The organism is Lentibacillus salinarum, from assembly GCF_042679865.1.
In the GTDB taxonomy this organism is placed as follows: Bacteria; Bacillota; Bacilli; order Bacillales; family Amphibacillaceae; genus Lentibacillus; species Lentibacillus salinarum.
The window spans coordinates 286,931-309,791 of the sequence record NZ_JBHTNH010000029.1 but is presented as its reverse complement, the minus strand read 5'-3'; the positions used below and the strand labels follow the sequence as shown (position 1 = coordinate 309,791).

At 40.8% G+C, this 22,861-nt stretch carries 20 protein-coding genes and 1 pseudogene; 6 read left to right on the top strand and 15 right to left on the bottom strand.

The features are described from left to right. Positions 1 to 1,213 precede the first annotated feature (1,213 nt). Genes copZ through ACFQ4A_RS16285 form a run of 3 tightly spaced genes read right to left on the bottom strand, consistent with a single transcriptional unit; the run spans position 1,214 to position 4,177 of the window. Positions 1,214 to 1,420: a copper chaperone CopZ gene (copZ, locus tag ACFQ4A_RS16295; RefSeq protein ID WP_382402479.1), complete on the bottom strand. Its 207-nt coding sequence runs from the start codon at positions 1,418 to 1,420 to the stop codon at positions 1,214 to 1,216. A 30-nt stretch (positions 1,421 to 1,450) separates the two neighbouring features. Next, positions 1,451 to 3,859 (bottom strand): heavy metal translocating P-type ATPase, encoded by a 2,409-nt coding sequence (locus ACFQ4A_RS16290; protein WP_382402478.1) that lies wholly within the window; start codon positions 3,857 to 3,859, stop codon positions 1,451 to 1,453. A gap of 15 nt (positions 3,860 to 3,874) precedes the next feature. Then, positions 3,875 to 4,177, bottom strand: a complete 303-nt coding sequence (locus ACFQ4A_RS16285; RefSeq protein WP_382402477.1) for a metal-sensing transcriptional repressor — start codon at positions 4,175 to 4,177, stop codon at positions 3,875 to 3,877. Positions 4,178 to 4,368: 191 nt separating this feature from the next. On the opposite strand from ACFQ4A_RS16285, the gene ACFQ4A_RS16280 reads away from it, so the two are divergent. Together ACFQ4A_RS16280 and ACFQ4A_RS16275 are read left to right on the top strand one after the other, a co-directional pair. Next, positions 4,369 to 4,911: a hypothetical protein gene (locus tag ACFQ4A_RS16280; protein WP_382402476.1), complete on the top strand. Its 543-nt coding sequence runs from the start codon at positions 4,369 to 4,371 to the stop codon at positions 4,909 to 4,911. A 112-nt stretch (positions 4,912 to 5,023) separates the two neighbouring features. Further along, positions 5,024 to 5,410, top strand: a complete 387-nt coding sequence (locus ACFQ4A_RS16275; RefSeq protein ID WP_382402475.1) for a cytochrome C oxidase subunit II — start codon at positions 5,024 to 5,026, stop codon at positions 5,408 to 5,410. 384 nt (positions 5,411 to 5,794) lie between these two features. Here ACFQ4A_RS16275 and ACFQ4A_RS16270 read toward each other — a convergent pair whose 3' ends face one another. Continuing rightward, positions 5,795 to 5,956, bottom strand: coding sequence for a four-helix bundle copper-binding protein (locus ACFQ4A_RS16270; RefSeq protein WP_382402493.1), 162 nt, complete (start codon positions 5,954 to 5,956; stop codon positions 5,795 to 5,797). 515 nt (positions 5,957 to 6,471) lie between these two features. Here ACFQ4A_RS16270 and ACFQ4A_RS16265 point away from each other — a divergent pair. After that, on the top strand, positions 6,472 to 7,650 hold the full coding sequence (locus ACFQ4A_RS16265) for an APC family permease (RefSeq protein ID WP_449280308.1): 1,179 nt from the start codon (positions 6,472 to 6,474) through the stop codon (positions 7,648 to 7,650). A gap of 683 nt (positions 7,651 to 8,333) precedes the next feature. Here the strand turns inward: ACFQ4A_RS16265 and ACFQ4A_RS16260 are convergent. The 5 genes and pseudogenes from ACFQ4A_RS16260 to ACFQ4A_RS16240 form a co-directional block, all read right to left on the bottom strand. Then, positions 8,334 to 9,673: pseudogene (locus ACFQ4A_RS16260) on the bottom strand (transposase); the annotation flags it as partial. 80 nt (positions 9,674 to 9,753) lie between these two features. After that, positions 9,754 to 10,650, bottom strand: a complete 897-nt coding sequence (locus tag ACFQ4A_RS16255; protein ID WP_382402474.1) for a hypothetical protein — start codon at positions 10,648 to 10,650, stop codon at positions 9,754 to 9,756. 62 nt (positions 10,651 to 10,712) lie between these two features. Continuing rightward, the gene (locus ACFQ4A_RS16250; protein ID WP_382402473.1) at positions 10,713 to 10,973 is read right to left on the bottom strand and encodes a thioredoxin family protein; all 261 of its coding nucleotides are present in this window, start codon (positions 10,971 to 10,973) and stop codon (positions 10,713 to 10,715) included. Positions 10,974 to 10,975: 2 nt separating this feature from the next. After that, on the bottom strand, positions 10,976 to 11,383 hold the full coding sequence (locus tag ACFQ4A_RS16245; protein ID WP_382402472.1) for a MerR family transcriptional regulator: 408 nt from the start codon (positions 11,381 to 11,383) through the stop codon (positions 10,976 to 10,978). Between the two features lie 207 nt (positions 11,384 to 11,590). Beyond that, positions 11,591 to 12,208 carry a class I SAM-dependent methyltransferase gene (locus tag ACFQ4A_RS16240; RefSeq protein WP_382402471.1) on the bottom strand — a complete coding sequence of 206 codons (618 nt, stop codon included), beginning with the start codon at positions 12,206 to 12,208 and terminating at the stop codon, positions 11,591 to 11,593. Positions 12,209 to 12,367: 159 nt separating this feature from the next. Between ACFQ4A_RS16240 and ACFQ4A_RS16235 the strand changes: the two genes are divergently transcribed. Next, positions 12,368 to 12,571, top strand: coding sequence for a hypothetical protein (locus tag ACFQ4A_RS16235; protein ID WP_382402470.1), 204 nt, complete (start codon positions 12,368 to 12,370; stop codon positions 12,569 to 12,571). A 191-nt stretch (positions 12,572 to 12,762) separates the two neighbouring features. Here ACFQ4A_RS16235 and ACFQ4A_RS16230 read toward each other — a convergent pair whose 3' ends face one another. From ACFQ4A_RS16230 to ACFQ4A_RS16215, 4 genes are all read right to left on the bottom strand, one after another. After that, positions 12,763 to 14,292: a multicopper oxidase family protein gene (locus tag ACFQ4A_RS16230; RefSeq protein WP_382402469.1), complete on the bottom strand. Its 1,530-nt coding sequence runs from the start codon at positions 14,290 to 14,292 to the stop codon at positions 12,763 to 12,765. A gap of 49 nt (positions 14,293 to 14,341) precedes the next feature. Continuing rightward, positions 14,342 to 14,569, bottom strand: a complete 228-nt coding sequence (locus ACFQ4A_RS16225; protein WP_382402468.1) for an SHOCT domain-containing protein — start codon at positions 14,567 to 14,569, stop codon at positions 14,342 to 14,344. Between the two features lie 348 nt (positions 14,570 to 14,917). Further along, entirely contained in the window at positions 14,918 to 17,026 is a 2,109-nt protein-coding gene (locus ACFQ4A_RS16220) for a heavy metal translocating P-type ATPase (RefSeq protein ID WP_382402492.1), read from the bottom strand. Between the two features lie 478 nt (positions 17,027 to 17,504). After that, a complete protein-coding gene (locus ACFQ4A_RS16215) occupies positions 17,505 to 18,581 on the bottom strand; it encodes a multicopper oxidase family protein (protein ID WP_382402467.1) in 1,077 nt (358 codons plus the stop codon). 427 nt (positions 18,582 to 19,008) lie between these two features. Here ACFQ4A_RS16215 and ACFQ4A_RS16210 point away from each other — a divergent pair, with 427 nt between their 5' ends. Together ACFQ4A_RS16210 and ACFQ4A_RS16205 are read left to right on the top strand one after the other, a co-directional pair. Next, positions 19,009 to 19,557 carry a hypothetical protein gene (locus tag ACFQ4A_RS16210; RefSeq protein WP_382402466.1) on the top strand — a complete coding sequence of 183 codons (549 nt, stop codon included), beginning with the start codon at positions 19,009 to 19,011 and terminating at the stop codon, positions 19,555 to 19,557. Between the two features lie 87 nt (positions 19,558 to 19,644). Beyond that, positions 19,645 to 21,165 carry a Na+/H+ antiporter NhaC family protein gene (locus tag ACFQ4A_RS16205; protein WP_382402465.1) on the top strand — a complete coding sequence of 507 codons (1,521 nt, stop codon included), beginning with the start codon at positions 19,645 to 19,647 and terminating at the stop codon, positions 21,163 to 21,165. A gap of 14 nt (positions 21,166 to 21,179) precedes the next feature. Here the strand turns inward: ACFQ4A_RS16205 and ACFQ4A_RS16200 are convergent, their stop codons facing one another. Both ACFQ4A_RS16200 and ACFQ4A_RS16195 read right to left on the bottom strand, forming a co-directional pair. Next, a complete protein-coding gene (locus ACFQ4A_RS16200; protein WP_382402464.1) occupies positions 21,180 to 21,836 on the bottom strand; it encodes a DUF4396 domain-containing protein in 657 nt (218 codons plus the stop codon). A gap of 316 nt (positions 21,837 to 22,152) precedes the next feature. Next, on the bottom strand, positions 22,153 to 22,800 hold the full coding sequence (locus ACFQ4A_RS16195) for a YdhK family protein (protein ID WP_382402463.1): 648 nt from the start codon (positions 22,798 to 22,800) through the stop codon (positions 22,153 to 22,155). Between the last annotated feature and the right edge of the window lie 61 nt (positions 22,801 to 22,861).

Below are 22,861 nucleotides of genomic sequence, written 5' to 3'. Positions count from 1 at the left end.
GACGATTCCCATTAACCAATAACACAATTACTACTAACCTATTATAAGTTTACATCTGGAATGGATATAGGTGAAGTTCGAAAACCGCAAACAACAATTATCTATGTGCACCTTACCGATCATTATGCATTGCGTTTTAGTCACACTTCCGGTCAACCATACGGAAAGTCTGGCCACCCGAATTCTACCACAGGAAAATAACCTTACCCTTGATACACTTTTTCTTTTTCCCAACCTGCTAAAAAACTGAAGGAATGGATCACAAACCGCAGCGGAATTATTCTGTTTATAGAACTGACCACGGTGAAAAACCACAACTTTATACGCATTGCTCAAACAATTCTGCAGGCAAAACCGTATCAGACGGTCACTCTGGAAGATAGGAATGAAAATATTGCGGGTTATGTTACTTCTCACGTCAGTTCTTTATTAATGAATGGCATATCCATAATCATATATCCGAACAAAAAAAGTAGCCAAGCTGAATTTTCAAGAGGGGTTAGGGGTCTACATTACAAGCCTGTTGGCAAATTTACTGCTAATTGATAAACAAATATCCATCATATTTCAAAAAAATGCGGATGCGGAGGCTTATGATTTTAGTCAAGCTGATTATTTTTATCCACATGGTCCTTATGCGACCGATATTCCAATTAATCAAAACTATCTAGTTAGGAGTTGAACCAATGTTCACCAATCAAAAAGGCTTTACGTTAATCGAAATAAATATGGGTGATTACCCATGATATAAAAAATGAAAGACATTCATTAAAAAGGTTGCCTAACCATAAAAGTCTTATTCCTTTTGTGAATTTTAATTTACAACATATTGTTTAATTGTCTAATTACATCACGCAAGCCCGTACTAGACTTATTTTCAGAGTATTTCATCCGCCTATTTTTCTAGTGTTTACTCCTTCTCATCTGATAAAGCAAAAATAAAACATACATATTGTTAGATTATTAACAATAATGGGCATTAATCAACTAATTCTATTACGATAACACAGATGAGATCAATTGAGAAATTGGATTATATTTCGAATATAGACAAAACCGTTTTAGTACAATGAAAAAATCTCGGTTTCAACTCTCAAGAAATGAAGCTGTTATCAGAAAACTAATTTCCTTATGGCATCAGGTATACAAAGTAGCAATTGGGAATAAAAAAAGCTGATTTTCCAAATAGAAAATCAGCTTTTCATCTTTATATTTAGGCACTAACATCATAGCCTTGATCTTCAACAGCTTCTTTCATGGCATCAACATTTACTTTTGATTCGTCAAAAGTAACATCTACTTTGCCAGCTTCTAAATTAACTTCAGCTGCTGATACGCCATCTAATTCATTTAGTACACCTTCAACTGACATTTTGCAATGACCACATGACATACCTTGCACATTTAAAGTTTTCTCCATGACTTTTTCACCTCCTTTCAATTGGTCTTTTTATATTTTCACGCGTTTTAAGCGAAGTGAGTTCGAAACAACACTTACCGAACTTAACGCCATTGCTGCACCAGCAACCCATGGTGCAAGTAATCCAACTGCTGCAACCGGGATTCCCGCTGTATTGTAGCCAAACGCCCAGAAGAGATTTTGACGGATATTTCTAATCGTTGAATGGCTTATTTTAATTGCTTTCGGTATGAGCAATAGCTCACCACCAAGAATCGTAATGTCAGCAGCTTCAATGGCCACTTCTGTACCGGTTCCAATGGCAACTCCAATGTCGGCGATAGCTAATGCAGGAGCATCATTTACGCCATCCCCAACCATTGCAACTTTCTTATCCTGCAACTTGATTTCTTTTATTTTATCCGCTTTTTCTTCAGGTAACACTTGGGCGATTACTTGGTCGATGCCAACCTGTTTCGCAATAGCTTGTGCAGTTCGCTCGTTATCACCTGTTAACATGATAACTTCTAGGCCTTCATCTTGTAGCTCGCTTATTGCTTGTGGTGCTGTTTCTTTAATCGTATCTGCAACAGCAACAATTCCGCGATATTTTCCGTCAATAGCAATTAACATCGCTGTTTTGCCATCAGTTTCGTAATCGATTAATTCTTGTTCTGCATCACCAATGTTGACTTGGTGATCTTGCATGAGTTTTCGATTTCCTACAAGGATTTGCTTACTGGAAATCACAGCTTCAATACCGTGTCCAGGTATTGCATTGAAATCATCTGCTTCACCTAGATCAATATCTCTTTCTGTTGCATAGGCAACAATGGCTTCTGCAAGTGGATGCTCTGAACCTTTTTCTGCACTCGCGAGTAACTGTAATGTTTCTTCATCACCTGTAAAGTTTGTTACTTCAGGTTTTCCTTTTGTGATGGTTCCCGTTTTATCTAGTACGATTGCATCTAATTCATGCGTACGCTCGAGATGTTCGCCACCCTTAAATAGAATGCCGTTCTCTGCAGCCTTTCCTGTACCAACCATAATGGATGTTGGTGTTGCAAGCCCTAAAGCACAAGGACATGCAATAACAAGAACAGCAATCGACGCGACTAAAGCAGGCTCAAATTGACCAGGTTGGACAAATGAAATCCAGACGATAAACGTCAGAATGGCAATACCTACAACGATCGGTACGAAATAGCCGGAAATGACATCGGCTAACCGTTGGATCGGTGCTTTTGACCCTTGTGCGTCCTCAACTACTTTCACAATCGATGCCAGGGCAGTATCTTTACCAACCTTTGTTGCATGCATTTCAATCGAGCCATTTTTATTTATCGTTGAGCCGATGACCGTTGCATCTACGTCCTTTTCAATTGGAATGGATTCTCCCGTAATCATCGATTCATCGACAGAGGTTCTGCCCTTTACAACCGTACCGTCTACAGGTATTTTCTCTCCCGGTTTTACAACTAACCGATCGCCAACGACGACATCCTCAACTGGCGTCATGATTTCCTCGCCATCTCTTATAACGCGCGCTTCTTTCGCCTGTAAATTCAGCAAAGAGGACAGTGCATTCGTTGTCTGGGTTTTTGCTCGTGCTTCCAAATACTTACCAAATAAAATCAACGTGATTAATACAGCACTTGTTTCAAAATACAAATGTGGTTCATACGCCGGATTGCCGATGGTCCTGATTGCTTCAGACAAACTATAGAAATAAGCTGCACTCGTACCTAATGCAACAAGCACATCCATGTTCGCGCCACCATTGCGAAGGTTCTTATAGGCACCAACATAAAATTGCCAGCCGATAATAAATTGAACAGGCGTTGCTAAAGCAAATTGGAACCACGGATTCATGAATATAGCCGGTATCGTCATATTAAATAAATGAACCAGCATCGTTACTAATAGCGGTGCAGCTAACACCGCTGAAATGATTAACTTCGTCTTCTGATGCTTTAGTTCTTTTTCTTTATGCGTTTGCTTTTCTGCTGCTTCAGCTTTAGGTTTCGCGTCATAACCTACATTTTTGATTTTATCAATCAATGCTTTCGTATCTGTGAGTCCTGGGTTATATTCTACGGATGCGGTTTCTGTTGTTAAGTTGACATTGGCAGATTTAACCCCTTCTTGCTTATTCAAGACTTTTTCAATACGGGTAGAACAAGTTGCACACGTCATCCCAAAAACATCTAGTTCTGATTTATCCATTAAAACGCCGTAGCCGACATTTTCAATTTTATTCGTAATATCTTCTATGGACGTTTTGTCTGAATCATAGTCTATCGTTGCCCTTTCGGTCGTTACATTAACTTGTGCTTCCACACCTTCCATTTTGTTCAAAGTTTTCTCAATACGATTAGAGCAGGCAGCACAAGTCATTCCTGTTACACCAAGCTGTGTATGCTGCTGGTTTACTTCATTCTGTTGTTGCGCCTCACTCATAGACAAAATACCCCCTTACTTGGAAAACTGCTTCATAACCTCCATTAGTTCATCGATGGCTTCATGTCCGTTCCCAGTTTGAACCGCATCACTGACGCAGTGCTTTGTATGCCGTTCAGCCACTGAAAATCCAACTTTTTTCAGGGCAGCATTAATAGCACTGATTTGAACTAATATATCAACACAATAACGGTCTTCTTCAACCATCTTTTGAATACCCCGCACTTGTCCTTCAATCCGCTTCAAACGATTAACGACAGCATCTTTCTCATCTTTTGTCCGCGGTTTTACCGGTTGATCATACAAGTATTCGCCCAACTACTTCACTTCCTTTCCGTTTCTGATTATAGTATACCCCCCTAGTGTATTATTTGTCAACCGATAATATTGACAGAATATACAAGTAAATATTTAGAGGTATCATTATTTTATATACCCTCGTTAGGTAACATAGTTTGAATCTGATCTGAATATATTATTATGGACAACTTATGATCGGAGTTGAAATCATGTCTTTTTCATTATTTCTCATAATCGCACTTTTTACCATTCAAGTGCTGATTATTGTCACCTACATCACGTATTACCGTAAGTGGGTATCGCTTATGAACGGAATGGTGATTTCCATGTCGGTTGGTATGACGGCTGGCATCTTAATGGGAACCATCTTGGGAGTATTCCTCCAAGGTAGCTTGTTTGTATCAACACTATATGGCATCCTGATTGGGGTGACAACAGGATTACTCGCTGGAATACCTGTCGGATTGCCAGCAGTTATTGACGGTATGCTTTCCGGATTAATGGGTGGAATGATGGGGGCCATACTCGGGGATATGTTGGCCATGACCAGCCCTGACGCCATCATTAAAATAGTGGCACTGATCGTGACCATGGTGTTATTGCTTGTTTTATATATGACTGAAGAGTTGATTCGAAAACAATCTAGCCAAGCAACTTTGTTCGTACTGAAACATCCCTATCTGCTATTATTCATCTTAACAATTTTATTTATAGGACTAGAATTTTCAGGAGTGGTTATTAAGGGAAAATAACCGTGATATATTGTTCAATAAATTGTTCCAGTTTCTCCACAAAAAATGCACATTCTGCAAATATGATTAGCATTGTAGAGAATAAAAAGGTAATGTTTGAGGAGGGGCTACAATGAAGAGAAACTTATTGGCAATGCTGACACTGGGGCTTGTTTTGTTTCTTGCAGCATGCGGTGGAAGTGACAACGGTGATTCGGGTAATTCGGAAAGTGCCGATAATGGTTCACCGGAAACAGCAAGCAATGAACTTAGTTTAACAGCATCCAATTTTGAATTTGGTCAGGATAAATATACTGTAGCTGCCGGTGAGGAAGTTGCCGTTTCCCTTACAAATGAAGAAGGCATGCACGGGGTTGCAATTGACGAATTTGATGTGAATATAGAAGGTGAAGGTGAAGCTTCCTTTACTCCTGAGGAATCAGGTGAATACACCATTTACTGCAGTGTCCCTTGTGGCGAAGGACATGCCGACATGCAATCTACGCTGGTTGTAGAGTAATACAGATATTAAGAGGCTGTTCTTCATGGAATGGCTTCTCTTTTATCCTAATTTAATGGAAGTCTGAAATGCAAAAACAATTGAAATTGGTATTATAGGGTGGAACTGAAGGACAAGTGCTTACAGGTACGCATTATACACCAGATGAAGAAGGTATCGGTCGTTACCATAATGGCATTAGACTAGTGGATTCTAATGAGGAGATAACCATCGTCAATCCCATAATGACATGAAGAAAGACCGCTGCCAGTCCTGGTGAAATTGTCCTCACAAAATGAAGAGTGTAAAGTCATCATGAAATTAATGGAACTATAATGGAAACCTACGATGTGTTAAAATATTACGCGCAGAAAACTAAACGCTTTCCGCACGCAACTGATTTGATCATCCGGCCATTTTTCGGCACTCTTCTGCACATTGCCGGCATATTGCTGCACATTCTTGGCAATGGGTATCTTTGAATTTTTCACATTCAGCAGCACATTGTTCACAGACATTCGCGCATACACCGCACAATTGGGCTGAAAATGTACTACTTCTGGACATATATTGCCCCGACTGCGCACATATTTCCGCACAGTCATTTAACGTCTGGATACATGTCACCCGAGCCTGTGCATCCGGTTCCTGTAAACAAGCTGTCGTACATTCCTCACAAGCTCTCATGCAATTAAAGCATGCTTCAATACAGGCATCCATCGCTGTTGGTGACGTCGATAATACACCCATTAAACACTCTCCTTTCACAGTGAAGTCGACATTATTTTTTTCCATCATGAATGATTATATACCGAATGAAAAAAATAAACGCCCACTATGGACGGCACCCAAACATGTTGGGAAGGCTTTAATAATCGTCTATAAAAACGTTGCATACATCTGCATAAACACAGGAGATAAAAGAAAAATACAACTATTGAGGTGATAATAGTGGGGCAATATAAGGAAAACAGTCTCTCTCTTATAGGTGCTATAGGCCTAGGAACGGGAGTAATGATCAGTGCAGGGATTTTTGCTTTATTGGGACAGGTTGCTGAACTAGCAGGCAGTGGTTCCCAGTCATGTTTATTATAGGTGGTATTGTTACAGGATTTAGTGCTTATTCCTATGTAAAGATGAGTAACGAATACCCTTCTGCTGGCGGAATAGGAATGTTTCTTGTTAAAGCTTATGGCAAAGGAACCTTAACGGCCTCGGCTGCTATGCTAATGGCTGTATCAATGGTGATCAACCAGAGTTTGGTAGCACGAACATTCGGTACCTACACCCTGCAGATATTCAATATTGACGCTTCCAGTTACCTTGTACCAGTGTTAGGGGTCGGTCTATTAATTTTCGCTTTCCTTATAAATATCTCGGGAAACAGCTTCATTCAAACTTTCACTTCCATTGTATCGCTACTCAAGATACTCGGTTTAGTCGTTTTCGCAATGGGCGGATTATGGGTTGCCGGGTTTTCCTTTACCCCTGCCGAAGGCGGAAACGGATCTCCGGATTCTACAGTAACAAGTATGGTTGCTGCAGTCGCTTTAACAATTTTATCATTTAAAGGCTTTACAACCATTACAAATAGTGGTTCTGAAATCGTTAAGCCAAAGAAAAATGTGGGGAGAGCAATAGTCGTATCAATATCCATAAGTTTGCTTATTTACTTATTGACTGCTTGGGCTGTTTCCAGCAACCTTCCTTTAAGCAGTATAATTGAAGCTAAGGATTACTCCTTAGCAGCAGCAGCTCGACCGGCTTTTGGTGAGTACGGCGTATGGTTCACTGTTGGTATTGCCATTATTGCAACTATCTCCGGCATTATCGCCAGTGTTTTTGCTGTCTCGCGTATGCTGGCCATGTTGACAGACATGAAACTTATTCCTCATAAACATTTTGGTATGCCAGGGCGTATCCAAATGCATACGTTGGTTTATACTGTAGTACTTGCGATTCTATTGGCCGTTGTTTTTGATTTGAGCAGAATTGCTTCAGTCGGAGCGATTTTATACCTTGTGATGGATATGATTGTACACTGGGGGGTGTTCAAACATCTTCGTAATAAAGTCAAAGCGAATTCTGGCATTGTATTGACTGCTCTTATTCTTGATGCCATAGTTTTACTGGCATTTGTTTGGGTAAAAGCAGTAAATGATTTTTTAATTGTTTTTGTTTCCATTCTTTTCATTCTTTTGATTTTTATTGGAGAACACTTATTTCTAAATAATACCAGTAATGAAGAACAGCAATCTTAATTATTACAGTGGAACATCCAAAAAACCAAAGCTCCCTCCTTGATAAGCTAAGGTGATAAACGCTGCTTCCATCAGTTTAAAGGTAATTCTTAAACTCCACCTAGCATGGGGACCATCATTGAATATGTTGAAACCGGTGATGATTCGATAATCACCTGCAATAAAACCTGATCGAAAAATAAAAATATCGAAAGGGGGTGCCCCAAAGTCTTAAAAATCTTGTTGAGGCGCCCCCCTGATACATACGTTTTTAATTGTTCATAGGTTTCAAAGTTTACGCTTAGATTAGCTACATGTGTGTACCGTGTTCAGTACAAATAGAGTCATTTGCATTCATCGTCCGAACTGTTTTTAAAATAGTTGTTCATTTTTAATCAAGTGTTCATTGTTGAACCGAAAATAAGTTACAGAAATTGGTTAGTCATTCCGCAATCGCGCCTTATTGAATAGGAATAGATGTTAATTTCACAAGGGGCGATTCCACTCTTGTTGTACTATCTAATCTTGTCTCCTTTAAATTTGCATTACCTTTCCACTTCGCTTCATTTCTAGAAGTCCGGTGAAAAACTATATTTTTTATCTATCAAAAATGCGAACAAAGACGCGAATTTTTCCTGGATTCCCTTAAAAACCTTAAAAGTAAAGGAAACAAAGTGATGACGATCGTGTATTTCATCCCGTTTTTCCGTTTCAGCGCATGCTGAAACACCGGTCCCGGGCCTTTTGCCTTTGAACCGGCTTAACTTCTTAAGATTTTGAACGATGGCGGTGCAGAGTGTCTGCTCCTGCATACAGTCCAGCTCTCTGCTTCTGGCACGATCCAGCCCATGCACTGTCTTGGCTTCGGCGAATCCATGTTCACATTGGGCGCGCTTGTCCTGGATTTCCTGGTATTTGCCATCAATCTGAATTTGTTTTGCTTGATTTTTGGCCTTGACGTGATCGGTTTTTTCCTGACGTTTTCTTTGGTGTTCAGGGTTGTGGGTTTTCCTTTGCCAAGTCGGGATCTCTTCCAACTCATGGTCCCGCAGCGAAATCAAAGGCGTGATGCCTTGAGAAAATAGATAAGCCAAATACGCCGGTGTGCCATAGGCCTTGTCACCCGACAACGTCCGAATATGGATTTGCGGATACTGAAATCGAACAGCGTTTAGCTGTTGTTGGCTAATTTCTCTTTCAGCTGTACCGGAAGCAATGCTTGCATCGGTTTTCAAAATAATGCCTGATTCAACGTCTATCAGGTCGTGCACAAGGTATCGCGGATAAGCTTCCTGCCCTTTGCTCTTTTTGTACAAACGGGCATCAGGATCTGTCGTACTCCGATGGGTTTGATTGGAAAACGTTTTGCCATGAAAGTCCTCATGGCTGGCATTTTCCTGAAGCTGATCCGTTTGATGATTGTTCTTTGATTTCGGAGGCTGAGGATTTTGATCATCATTGTCGCTGTCCGTATTGTCTGATGAAGCCAAGGATGCCTCGTCACGTTGCTTTTTATCTGCCAGGAATCTTCAATGGTTTGAACCGGGGCCAGCTCTATTTCTTCCAGACTGTGAATGGACGCATTTGCACGCACTTGTGTGCCGTCCACACCGGCATGAACGTCCGGGCGAACGAAGCCGGAAGCAATGCACTGATTAACAACATGCATCATGATATCATCAAAAATACCGTGGCGACGCCAAAGTGCTCTTGTTTTAACAAGTGTTGTCCGGTCGGGAAGAGAAGACTCAAAATCCAGGCCGCAAAACCACAGGTAGCCTGCATGCATGGGGAGCGTTTCAAACAGTTCCCGTTCCGAGTGATTAAATAGATACTCCAGTACAACCAGCCGCACGACCAATTCAGCATTTGTAGACGGTCGGCCTGTTTTTTCGGAGTAGAGGGGTTTCACCCAATCGTGGGCAGTTGAAAAGTCGATCACATCTTTCACTCTTCTCAGGATATGGTGCCCGGGAACAAGATCCTCCATATCAATATATTGAAACATGTTGGGTTGAATGTGAGTTTGCTTTGGCGAATGCATAAACGGATCATCCTTTTATAAGTGTTCTATAGACTATATTCGACAGAAAGCAGGGAAATTCCTAGCACAGTTCGACTGTTTCACCGGACTTCTAGATTTTTATATACTAAAACCAATCCAAACAGAAATACACATGTAATTAATGAACCTAACGGCAACATCGCTACGATTCTATCTGGGAAAATAAACGGGAGAAGTGGAAAAGCGTACACTGCTGGGATACGGACACCAACAATACGCAAAAGGAAATACATCAATATCATATCTATTAACGTTACTAAAATTATCGAATCAACAGCAAAGTATAACAGCGTTCCAACAGTTGCAGATACTGTCAATACCAACCCTTGTTTAAATGCTACCTTTCCGTTGTACTTAGGCATCTGAAGAGATTCATACACAACAACGAGGATTGGTGGAATAGCTGCCAGTTGGGGATAGCCAACAGCCCAAACTAAAGCAATCCATATAAAGTTTAACACTACAAAAATTAACATGTACTTATACTGTACTTTTACTTTTTTTTCAAGCCCGTCATTCAAACGAAATATGAGAACACCTAACATCAATGTGAAAGTCAGTATAATCGTCGATATAACAAATGCCAATCCGCTTATATCAATCACCACTGGCAGTAATCCTGTTGCAATAGACGGTGCCAAGTTTGATCGAATGAGACGTAACAAGAGCATCAAAAGCACAATTGTGATACCTACTTTTCCTACATAAGAAATTGGTAATAGATTAACCATAAACCCAATGACAGCAGTGAGGGATGGGGCAATGAGAATTTTCAATGGCTGCCTAATCCATCCGGCTTCTCGATATACCCACATGGCAATCGCCATTGCCGCAAGTTCAGGTAAAATGATTTGATGATTATTCAATATGACCGAAGTCGTAATCATGGTGATTATAAATGTCATAGCTACCACATATGAAATTATTGTTACATTCTTTGAAACCACAGTATTCACGGGCAAATCCCCTTCTTGCATAAGAAAGCAAGGGGAAGAATTTCACCCTTGCCAGTCATTATTTATTGGCCTAAACCTGCCGCTTTTAATTCCCCGGTGTCTATGCCGTTGTTGCTGACCAGTTCCCCATTGATTGCAACGGCTGGAACAGATTTCACGCCATACTCCCTCGCTTTTTCTTCACATTCGAGTGTGTCACATTTTCTATTCAAATCATAAACCACTACTTCGCATTTATCACAAGCCAAATCTTTCACTTGTTGCACAGCACCTTCACAAACACTACAACCCGCCGTAAATACTTCTACTAATCGTTTAGCCATTTCTAATTCACTCCTTTAAAATTTTTAATAATTGGACATTCCTCTTTTGAAACACCGGAACCAGGACACTTTTCCGCCAAGTCTTCAAGCAATGTTTTCATTTGGTGTAAATCATGAATTTTCGTTTCAATCTCTTTTATTTTACTTGTTACAAAATCGTGCATTTCCACTGAACGAAAATTTTTGTGATTTGATGCAGCTAAGAGGTTTTTAATTTCTTCGAGAGTAAACCCTAATTCCTGCGTACGTTTGATAAATTTAATATCTTCTACGACTTCTTGAGGGAATTTCCTGTAACCTGATTCCGTTCGAGGAGGATCAGAAATCAATTCACGCCTTTCATAATATCGAATGGTTTCAATGTTGACGTTTGCCCCTTTTGCTACCTGGCTTATTGTTAATCCTTCCATTTCAGCCCCCTCTCAGTTATTAGTATGCATCCCGTACCATAGTACGGGGTCAATAGTAATTTTTACTTTTATCAATAACCCTTTTCCATTTAATATTGCCCGTTTGAGCAACATCTTTATTGTCACTCAACATACCGTATATATTATCACACCATATACGGTCATGCCCTGTCTTGAACGGAGAATATAACTATACGTTTGTTAATCCTATTCTTTGTTCGGCGAAAGCAGCAATTTTCGCATAACCGAAGTCATCAGGAATTCTTCATTTTCGACTTTCATGTCTGCCTGTTGTATATTCTCCATCGTCTTTCGATTGATGTTTGCCCCCACAATGTGCAAACCAATTGGATTTAATATATCCATCGTTTTACCGAAAAATTCATTATTACTCCGCATATGCTCCAACATGATGATTTTCCCTTCAGGCTTCGTGACCCGGCGAATTTCTTTTAACCCTTTGACTGGATCAGGAACAGAACAAAACACACAGGTAGTAACCACAGTGTCAAACGTATTGTCAGAGAAATTCATCTGTTGTGCGTCCATTTCCAGCAACTCAAAATGTTGGGGCATCCTATCTGCTTTTTCTCTTGCTTTTTGGAGCATCGCAGGACTGAAATCTATTCCTGTTACCTCAGCATGATCAGGATAGTATTTAAGGTTCAAACCTGTGCCAACACCGACCTCTAATACCTTTCCTTTAGCGTGCTGCAGCAGTTCTTTCCGCCACTTTTCACGGATTATCCGGTCCATAAAGTCAAATGCGCTGGAGATACGGTTATATCTTCGCTTGATCGTTTCCGTTTGCTTCGTATTTGTCATATTGTAATCTCCTTCGTGTAACAATTTCATTAAGCAAAGATGATTTCAATTGTTATTAATGTAATCGGTACTATTCCTGCTGAGAATTTAATATTCACACACACACTGATTCAACTATAATCATAGGCTACTGTTAAGACTTGTTTAGGAGTGATTTAAATGTATTATACACAACCTTATCCTGCATATTATTATCCTTATCAATCAAACAGGGGAGAGACGATGATGTCCAATAATAATATGCAGCAAATGCAAATGATGGAGATGATGAAGGAGCATATGCGTATGACTGAAGAAATTAAACAAATGGTTTACGAAATAAACGAACGGTTTAAACGGATGGAAAGCAATATGAAGGGCTAATAAACAACTCAATGCATTTTAGATAGTACAATCGAACGGCTCCCAGACCAGGACTTTAGCGGCCTGAGCCGTTCTTACATCATAATGTGTGAATACTTGTTACAGACTCTTCACCATTTATCAAGTTTACTGTTGACTTCCACTATGAATGAGAATACCATCTTGTTTTTAGGCTATTATTTAATCCTGACTTACGGTTGATTCTGATGCTCTCCACCAATCTCAAACGGCGAGTATACACTTTTATAATCCACAATCGTTACCATTCCCTGGTCCGCATGGTTATTATCATGACAATGGAATAACCATTCACCCTTATTGTTGGCCTTGAAATAAATCTCGTAATTTTCACCAGGATTAACATGAATCAAATCTTTAACAATCGGTTCATCATATTGATTGCCGTTTTTAGACATCACCTGAAACCGGTGTCCATGCAGATGCATCGGGTGATTCATCCGTCCGCTGTTTTGAATATTAACTTTCACAACATCGCCCTCTTCCACCTGAATAGGTGGAGTGTCCGGGAAAGTCTCCTTGTTAATCTGAAATGTCATGCCTTCCCCCATGTTCATGCCCATACTCAAGTCCATATTATACGTAACATCAGGTTTAGGGAGCTCTTCGAAAATAAGACTTTCACTGCCATATGAAGTCCCCCTGGCAACAGGTTGACCTGAAACTGCCGTCAGACCATCGTATCCTGAATAATCGCTGCTTTCCCGGGAAACTATAGGAATCTGCATATCCCCTGCGTTTACAATGTCAGGATTCTCACCAATGACAACCGATTCTTTATCCGGTTTTGTAAAGGCGACATCAATTCTTTCGCCCGGAGCAATCTCCAGTACATTGGACGAACCTTTTGAGCCGTCGACCGCTTCTCCATCGTTGGCAATCACCTCCATAGACCCTTCCGGAAAAACAAGCTGGTGTTGCTGATAGCCTGCATTGATAAATCGTAAGCGTGCTGTCTCGCCCTCTGTCATAACAAAAGGTTCGATTGCTTGACCAGATTTACCATTAATTGTGAACGTATCGTATGCCTGTTTTGTATCAGCTTCACCATCACCAGACATAGCTCCCATCATACCCCCTATTCCCTGACTTCCTTGGCCAGTTGACCATTCGTCCAATATGAAAACTTTGTCCTGATCAAAATCATTCTTCTGCTCAGTTTGCTTCTCGTCAATCACCAGCGAACCATATAGTCCCCTGTCAACCTGTTCCGAACTATGCTGATGCGAGTGATACCAATAAGTCCCGGGGTCATTGGCAATGAATTCATACGTGAATGATTCCCCGGGTTGAACCGCATCCTGTGTCAAACCGGGAACACCATCCATTTTGTTGGGAAGAATCATCCCATGCCAATGAATGGTAACAGGCACATCCAGCTTATTCTTAAGATGAACACGGACGAAATCGCCTTCCCTTACACGCAGCGCTTCTCCCGGGACGCTCCCATTATATGTCCAGGCATTAATTGTTTTTTCTTGGCTGATCCTCCACTCCGTTTCCTGTGTAATCAGATCAAATGTTTTAACGGGACGGTCACCCGCTTCCTGGTCATCAACTTCCATAATACTTGTACTCCCCTGGTCCATGACATCATCTGACGATCCACCCTTAAATCCACCAAAATCAGAACTGAAATAGACGCCCCCCCAAATAACAGCAAGCACAATTATTAAAATGGAACCAATAATTTTTCTATTCACAACTTGTCACCCTTCTATTTTTCATCTATTTACATTTCCGAGGCATACTTCACTCTTTCAGTTTTCGTTTAAGTCGGTCATATTCTTCCTCTGATATCTCACCCTTTGCCAATCTTTCTTTCAGGGTCTCCAATGAATTATTACGGAATGCTCTATTATCCGACCCTTTGAACATCCAGACAGCAATGGCAATAACTGCCAGGATAATAAGAATTGTAAAGAATCCGAATCCAAAGCAGCCACCGCTCATACCGCCACCCATCATATTACCCGTCATAACATCAGCTCCTTAGGTTTTTCATACCCTTACAGGCATTTACGATTTTTTGTTCATCAATCTACTCCCGTTCTAGTCGTTCTCTGACCGTTTTTATAGGAATCCGTTTATGGCCTCCACGAATGAAATCAGTGACCAATACGATTAAAACTCCATAACATGCGCGACATCACCTTTTTTCGTCAACCGTGACAACATTATACAGAATAATTATCGAGAAAGTTTGCACAGAACTTTACCAGATATATTATCTCTTCCACAACCATCTTATAGCTAATATGTGTCAATAGGAGTATTACTACCTTAAAAAGGTGCCCCAAAACTATTCATTTAAGGACACCCTCTGTGCTAAGCTTTTAGCAATTTGGCGTTAATCGCAACAATAACTGTACTCAAACTCATTAATACCGCTCCAACTGCAGGGCTGAGCACAATCCCTATTGGCGCCAGGACCCCCGCTGCCAGAGGAATTGCAAATATGTTATAGCCAGCTGCCCACCAAAGGTTCTGAACCATTTTGCGATACGTTTTTCTGGATAGCTCCATTAGTGATACGACATCTTTTGGATTGCTTTTGACAAGCACGACATCAGCTGACTCCATGGCTACATCCGTTCCGGCACCGATCGCAATACCTAAATCGGCTGTTGCCAGTGCGGGCGCATCGTTAACCCCGTCACCTGTCATAGCAACTTCCCAGCCTTTGCTTTTAATCGTTTTGACCTGATTGGCTTTATCGTCAGGCAAAACTTCCGCATAAACTTCATCGATATCTAATTGCTTGGCGACCCAATTCGCAACTTTTTTATTGTCGCCAGTCAACATAATGGCGTGAATACCTTTTTCTTTTAAGGATGCAATGGCTTCTTTTGCTGTTTCACGAACCATATCTGCAAGTGCAACCATTCCAATCAATTCGTCATCAAGCAGAACAAAGACAACGGTTTTACCCTCTTCAGACAACTCGGCGAACGTATCCCGGTCATAGTTCATGTTGTTATTGTCAACATAGCCAGGACTTACGACATTTACTTTTTTGCTCTCGATTTTTCCTTCAATTCCTTTACCGGTAATGGATTCAAACGCCTCAATTTTTTTCACTTTAAGATCTTTTTCGTTTGCCGAGTTGACAATGCCTGCTGCTATCGGATGTTCTGAATTCTGTTCAAGACTGGCAGCCCATGTCAAGACATCATTTTCCTGATAGCCGTTGCTTGGCACAATATTCGTTATACCGAATTCACCTTGGGTGAGGGTGCCTGTCTTATCAAAAACGACGGCGTTCAGTTTTCTTGCCCCTTCAAAATTGGCGCGGTTCCGTATAAGCAGTCCCTGTTTAGCGGATATGGATGTTGATACCGCCACGACCAATGGTGCTGCCAGACCAAGCGCATGCGGACACGTAATGACCATCACCGTAACCATTCGCTCTACTGCAACGTCCAACGGATAACCAAGTATTAACCATACAATCAATGTGATAAACCCGGATGCAAGGGCGATATAAAACAGCCATTTGGCAGCACGGTTGGTCAGATCCTGTGTTTTTGACTTGGATTCCTGCGCTTCCTTGACCAGCGTAATGACCTGGGATAGGTAGGAATCTTCACCAGTTTTTTCAACCGTTACTTTAATGGATCCTTCTTTATTGATAGATCCACCTATTACTTCATCGCCTTTATTCTTTTCTATGGGAACAGATTCACCGGTCAGCATCGATTCGTCAATTGCCGAACTGCCTTCATAAATCGTTCCGTCGACCGGAATTTTTTCTCCGGGTTTGATCAGTACGTTATCGTCATGTTTCAATTCCGATGTTGGAACGTCCGTCACGTCACCGTTCTCATCAAGCTTATGTGCTTCACGCGGCATCAGTTTAACCAGTTCTTCAAGTGCGTTCGATGCTCCCATCACCGACCGCATTTCAATCCAATGACCTAGCAGCATAATGTCAATCAGTGTGGCAAGTTCCCAGAAGAAATCCTTACCTTCCCAGCCGAAAACGGTCATTGAACTGTAGCCATACGCGACAAGGATCGCCAGGCCAATTAGTGTCATCATGCCCGGGTTTTTATCTTTCAACTCACTAACCGCGCCAGTAATGAACGGCCACCCGCCATAAAAAAATACAAAGGTCGAAAGTGCAAACAGGATGTATTGATCAGCCGGAAAACCCCAGTCAACACCAATAAAATCCTGGATCATCGGCGACAAAATCAGAATGGGAATCGTGAAAATCAGGGATATATAAAACCTTTTCTTAAAATCACTGACCATATCACCATGATCGTGATGGCCGTGTCCATGATGATCGTGACCCCCGTGATCGTGATGGTCATCATCGTGGTCGTGATGCTTATGTTCTCCGTTGCTGTGGCTAGCGTGGCCTTCATGATCATCAGCGTGATGACTGTGCATATCGTGTTCAGAGTGCTGATTCGTTTGCCCTTTTTCCATACGATGATGGTCGTGATGATTATCATGATGCTGGTGATCATGTTGATTATGCTTAGTATTTCCATTGTGATTTTCGTCTTCAAATTTAGCCATTTAACTTCTCCTTTCTGGGACTCATTCTTTGTTTTCCCAATTTATTACTTGTTTATTACAATACAATACCCCCGTAAGGTACAAAATAAACTATGCAATTATATTATCATTTTTCTTAATGAAAGACAAACTGCCAAATCTTTTTCGTTACTCCCGCGTTTTATGAATTGAACTATATTAAAATCTTTTGTTGATAGATGATCTTTTAAACACTTCCACTTTTTTTAACAGGCAAATGCTTTAATAATCAAGTTAATAAACAAACACAGTTAAGGGAAAGAGCCGGACCCATTAGATCCGGCTCTTTCCAATAAACACTTAAGTACAAGATAATAAAAGATACTCGTTCATAGAAGGGCAATGCTGGTTTTTGGTTTTAAAAAGATTATTCAGTAACCTCAATGGTGTTGAACATACCCCCTGTTTCACCATTAGCATTCATCGTGTGATGGGGTTTATGGCAATGAATTGGCCATGTACCAACATTTTCAGCGGTAAATTCAATATCCCACGTTTCTCCAGCTGCAACGTTAATCGTATTTTTTTCAAGTTGTGCTGACTTATTAATCCGGTTGCCGTCTGCCGCAACCACTTTAAAATCATCCCCATGCATATGCATTGGATGCGAATTACCACTTAGGTTTGTAAAACGTATACGGACAGTCTCGCCCTTTTTAACTTTGATTGGTTCTGTAGAAGGGTAAGATTTCCCATTAATGGTAAACATATTTGGCTCCATTCCCATTGGGTCGACTTCATAGACGCCTTTTTCATTTTCCGCATCTTCCGTGTCATCCTCTTCTGTACCCGTTTGATGTTCTTGCTCAGTGTTCATGTCCCCGTGACCACCAGCGCCATCAAGTGTCCACTCTTGCAACATCATGACGATATCTCTATCCACTTGTTCATTTTGTTTTTTTGGTTGAATGACAAAAGAGCCAGTAAGGCCCATTAACTCCTGCTTTGAAACTTTGGTATGGGAGTGATACATATAAGTTCCTGATTGTTCCAGAGTGAATTTATACGTAAAAGATTCACCAGGTTTAATTTTGGGCGAATCCTGTACCAGAGGCACCCCATCCATATCATTTGGTACTTCAAGACCATGCCAATGAACGGATGTTGCTTCAGGCAGGCTATTATGAACAGTGATTTCTACTGTATCTCCTTCTTCAGCAACCAGGGTAGGTCCAGGCGCACTGCCATTGAATCCCCATGCTTTTGCCTTGAAACCATCCGTGAATTTTTGAGTCACTGGTTCTGCTGTCAACTCGTATTTTTTTATGCCGTTGCCCTCTTTCCCGGTCAATGTTTTCAAACCAGGCGATTCAATATCCGTATTCTCGCTTTTCGGCTCACTTGAGCTCTGTTGTGCCTCTGATGAACTGGCCCACTGGATAATAGTAAACACTAAAACCGCAGTTACAACCGAAGTCAGTGCGACAATCCATTTCTTCTGCAAACTTTCCACTCCTCTTGTAAATTGTTTAACATCTATTATTCTACTATTCAATTGTCAAGAAAGTATGGAGACAAAAGAAAACAATCGGATTTTAAAAAATCGTTTTATCACTGCATTTGCATTATTAATGAATCATTGTAATCCATTAAACACTTCCGCTAAGTGCTATAAAGAACGTAAACAAACATTTTTATTTTAAAGCTATATACTAACAAGATTTATTTGGAATAACATTAGAAGTCATACTGTACGTGTGCCTTAGCCTTTTATTACATTTAAAACGTTTATCACATGGTCGACATAACAAATCAAAAAAGAGTGTATATTTATTAACACTTTTTATAAACCTATAAAAAATTGCCCAATTCCATGTAAAATGTATTTTTCGGGTAATAATATGAAACAATTGTCAAAGGAGGAAATATCGATGATTAATACAGTAGATGTCGGGTTGATGGCAAACCATCTGTCAGCACATCAGCCTGTTATCAAGAGACTTGAATTGTATGCTGCCCATGTCCAAAACCAGAGCATCCTGACGATTTTAGAAAAACAGATCCAGATTATGAAAAATCATGTGAACGTTATGAACCAATTACTTAATCCAAAACAGTCAGAAGTGACATTGCCCCCCATTCCAATCAATCCCGGAATGACAAGCCGTCAATCTGATACTGAATTTCAAATGAATAATCAAGATATTGTAAAAGATGCCCGTTTCACCGCCAGTTCTATGGCAAAAGAAAACTTTAATTCTGCAGAGAACATGAAAGATAAACAGGTTAAGAAGTTGCATTCAGAAATGGCCTTACAACAATCTGCCATTGCTGAACTATATGAAACGTTAATGACTCAGATGGGGTGGATAAACCAACCAAATGCATCTGTTCAGGAACAGACTTCAGTCATGGCCCCTTTAAGCACCATGCCAAACCCACAGTCGCCCGATAACCAGCAACCTGAACATTTTAACTAAATGGAACTAAGAAGACTGTACCTTGGATGAACAATGCCAAACTACATTTCACAGTGATCCAACATATTTTCTTTGGAGGTGTTAAACATGCCCGAACTTTGGCTTTCCATTGTACCTGCCTTGTCAGCAATTGTTTTTGCCATGTGGACAAAACAAGTGATTCCCTCATTGCTGGTTGGCCTCTGGATAGGAAGTATGCTGTACACTGGTTCTTTCATTGATGCATTCAACCAGACAATTACATACGTCATGGGGGTTCTGACAGACACCGGTAACTTAGACGTCCTACTGTTTCTCTACCTATTTAGCGGCCTTGTCGCACTGATTCAAATATCAGGCGGCGTCCAGGCCTTTGCGTCAGTCATTTCAGATTATATAAAAGGGCCAAACAAAACACTTCTAACGTCATGGGCGCTGCTGCCGATTACATTCATGGATTGCGGCTTCCGTGTCGTTGCAGGGGGTGCCATTATTAAACCTCTTACCAAACGTTATCATGTTGCACGGGAGCGCTTTGCCTACATGCTTAACAACTCTGCCAGTCCAGTTATCATCCTGATACCAATGGCAACCACTTTCATCGGTTACACAACAGGTGTTATCAACAAGGGAATGGATGCGGCTGGTATACAGGGTTCTGCCATCAGTCTATTTATAAATTCAATACCATTTCAGTTTTTCAGTTATACATCCATTATTGTGGCTTTAGCATCATTGGTTCCCGTATTGAACTTTCCAAAAATGAAAGCCATTATCCAACAGAACGGTCCCGAACATAGTCATCAACAAAAGATGGAAGGCAATATTAATAAAGATTTGGCTTTTGAAGCATCTGACGAAATCAGAGAAAACAAGGATAACCTAGAAAAGGCTGAGACAGCTGAAGATCAAATGGGGGTAGCCTCAAAGGAAGAAAATCAAATGGATGACAGCATGGATATGGATATGAAACAAGAAGAGCCCGCTTTAAAACCAAGGCTTCTAAATCTGATCATCCCCATAGCTCTCCTGATTCCTTTGAGCTTTGTCCTTATGTGGAATAGTGACACCCCTTCCCGTATGATGCTGATTGCACTTCTGATTACATTAATAGCTTCTGTCGTATTATATCTAATACAGGGGTTGGAGCTAAAAACGATAATGGATCGTTTTGTCAAAGGCGGAAATAAACTCATGACAACCATCATCATTCTTGTTTTGGCATGGCCGATTTCAGATGTTTCCCAGGACTTGGGGTTGATCCAACTTATTCAACGTACACTCGGCGGAGCAATATCAGCTGTCTGGATACCACTAATCGTTTTCATTGTTACATCGGCTGTGACCTATTTTATTGGTTCATCATGGGGCTCTTGGGCTCTCATGATGCCTGTCGCCATTCCATTGGCGGCATCAACTGGAAGCTCCCTCCCATTAGTGATTGCAGCAGTCCTTTCTGGTGGTACCTTCGGAGATGTGACATCCCCGGTTTCCGGTATGACGGCCATGTCATCAGGAATATCAGGAGCAGATCATATGACGTATGTCAGAGCAATGAGCCCCTACAACATAACAGCAGCTGCTGTTGCGGCCATATTATTCGCTGTCATTCCTTTTATTGCTGGTTAATAAAAATTAAGAGACTACATTTCTTCTTTCAGTCCTTTTTTAACCAAGACCCAATTGGCCGGATAACTGGTCATGAATCCTAATATCATAGCAATTTGCATCATGAACCAGTAAGTTGCTTCATTGGGTTTTGGAGGACTTGCAAATAGGATGTAATGAACGATCGCCATCCAACCAAACATGCCGACTTCGAAAGCTATCAACGCAACTGTATCTGCTTTAACTGCTGCTTTAATGGACGCCGACACGCCTTGTTCTTTATTCATCGGATATATGGCATAGAACTGAAAGATGATCCCTACCAGATAAGCCAGAATAAACTCCACTATATAATGGGCGAAGAGTGTCGAACCGATAATTGCCATCCCTGTCAATGCAACGATGGGGACACCAATCGCGTCGCCAATGGTACATCCTGCGGAACAATGACTTGTTGAAACAAATACTCTTGCTGGCTTTTTGCGGTGATCATCACTATTAATATTTTCTGCTTTTAGCCTGCCCCATTTAAAGTAAGTCCACAATGCTATCGGCCCAAAAAACCAGCCATTGATTGGCCATACAACATTCATAATCTTCATCATCTGCGGATGCTTAACGATATCAAGGATAATAATCAATGAACACATCAATCCTATCGTTAATGCAATGTAGGAAATAACCGTTAGCATATCACACCACTCAATCATTTTATGAATTTTGATATATAACGGTGTACCCGGCTAGTGAATGAATATAAACATGGGGTAAACTTGGAATATGCAGCATTCTATAAAGCATTTTTAAATATCGGGCTGCTTTTTATGGAGTTAGTTATCCTGTAGACTTTGGTGTTATGAAAGACATCCAATAGTTATATGTTGAAAAAGAGCTTCCTTTATTTAACATAAAATATTACCCTTGTTGTAGCTGAATCTGAATAGGGAAAGAGCCTATCGTTTAAGAATAGGCTCTTTGAGAATCAAAATATAACACTCTATACGGTATTTATTCTGTAGGCGAAAGTTCACTTTCTGTTACCCATTTATGGTTTGACACTTTTTCATTGCTATTCGTTGGGGTGAAACTCACCATATATACAGTGGTATTTTCGGCCGTATCAATTTCGGCAGTTACACCATCCATCCCTTCCATATGCGAGGCATTTATGGTAACTTGTGTACCTGGTTCCAATGGTGCCTCCCCGGGGTTTTCAAGCTCTTCATGGATTACCCATTTATGGTTTTCTACAGGATCTCCGCCATTTGATGGCGTATAAGAAACAGCATATGCCGTAGTATTAAAGGCTCCGTCAATTGTTGCCGTAGCCCCCTGCATGCCTTCCATGTGACCTGTTTCTATAATTGCCTGGCTTCCGACTTCATAGGTTGGAGCATTAGCTGTTGCCAGATCATCAGGGACTTCGCCAGAGCTGGAATGATCCATGCCGGAATGACCCATGCTTTCATCAGAACCTGATTCCGATTCCATATTTTCGTTACTGTCCGATTCTGTATTTGTATTTTCTTGGCTCTCTTCCTGGGTCGCTTCGTCATTTTGATCCTGGTCTGTCTCTTCATTATTACCACCGCATGCAGCTAGGAAAATTGCTGAGATGAGCAGAACAATCCCAATCAGTAATTTTTTGTTTTTCATGTACAGCCTCCTCTGTTTGAGTGTTCCACTTAATAAGCTTACCTAGTTTATATGCATTTTT

What these genes read in the sequence shown, in the direction of transcription:
- ACFQ4A_RS16275 (WP_382402475.1), top strand. Translation starts at nt 5,024, where the DNA reads ATGAAGAGAAACTTATTGGCAATGCTGACACTGGGGCTTGTTTTGTTT.
- ACFQ4A_RS16225 (WP_382402468.1), bottom strand. Translation starts at nt 14,569, where the DNA reads ATGACGGGTAATATGATGGGTGGCGGTATGAGCGGTGGCTGCTTTGGA.
- ACFQ4A_RS16210 (WP_382402466.1), top strand. Translation starts at nt 19,009, where the DNA reads ATGATTAATACAGTAGATGTCGGGTTGATGGCAAACCATCTGTCAGCA.
- ACFQ4A_RS16270 (WP_382402493.1), bottom strand. Translation starts at nt 5,956, where the DNA reads ATGTCCAGAAGTAGTACATTTTCAGCCCAATTGTGCGGTGTATGCGCG.
- ACFQ4A_RS16200 (WP_382402464.1), bottom strand. Translation starts at nt 21,836, where the DNA reads ATGCTAACGGTTATTTCCTACATTGCATTAACGATAGGATTGATGTGT.
- copZ (WP_382402479.1), bottom strand. Translation starts at nt 1,420, where the DNA reads ATGGAGAAAACTTTAAATGTGCAAGGTATGTCATGTGGTCATTGCAAA.
- ACFQ4A_RS16205 (WP_382402465.1), top strand. Translation starts at nt 19,645, where the DNA reads ATGCCCGAACTTTGGCTTTCCATTGTACCTGCCTTGTCAGCAATTGTT.
- ACFQ4A_RS16280 (WP_382402476.1), top strand. Translation starts at nt 4,369, where the DNA reads ATGTCTTTTTCATTATTTCTCATAATCGCACTTTTTACCATTCAAGTG.
- ACFQ4A_RS16290 (WP_382402478.1), bottom strand. Translation starts at nt 3,859, where the DNA reads ATGAGTGAGGCGCAACAACAGAATGAAGTAAACCAGCAGCATACACAG.
- ACFQ4A_RS16240 (WP_382402471.1), bottom strand. Translation starts at nt 12,208, where the DNA reads ATGACAAATACGAAGCAAACGGAAACGATCAAGCGAAGATATAACCGT.
- ACFQ4A_RS16235 (WP_382402470.1), top strand. Translation starts at nt 12,368, where the DNA reads ATGTATTATACACAACCTTATCCTGCATATTATTATCCTTATCAATCA.
- ACFQ4A_RS16250 (WP_382402473.1), bottom strand. Translation starts at nt 10,973, where the DNA reads ATGGCTAAACGATTAGTAGAAGTATTTACGGCGGGTTGTAGTGTTTGT.
- ACFQ4A_RS16220 (WP_382402492.1), bottom strand. Translation starts at nt 17,026, where the DNA reads ATGGAAAAAGGGCAAACGAATCAGCACTCTGAACACGATATGCACAGT.
- ACFQ4A_RS16195 (WP_382402463.1), bottom strand. Translation starts at nt 22,800, where the DNA reads ATGAAAAACAAAAAATTACTGATTGGGATTGTTCTGCTCATCTCAGCA.
- ACFQ4A_RS16265 (WP_449280308.1), top strand. Translation starts at nt 6,472, where the DNA reads ATGTTTATTATAGGTGGTATTGTTACAGGATTTAGTGCTTATTCCTAT.
- ACFQ4A_RS16245 (WP_382402472.1), bottom strand. Translation starts at nt 11,383, where the DNA reads ATGGAAGGATTAACAATAAGCCAGGTAGCAAAAGGGGCAAACGTCAAC.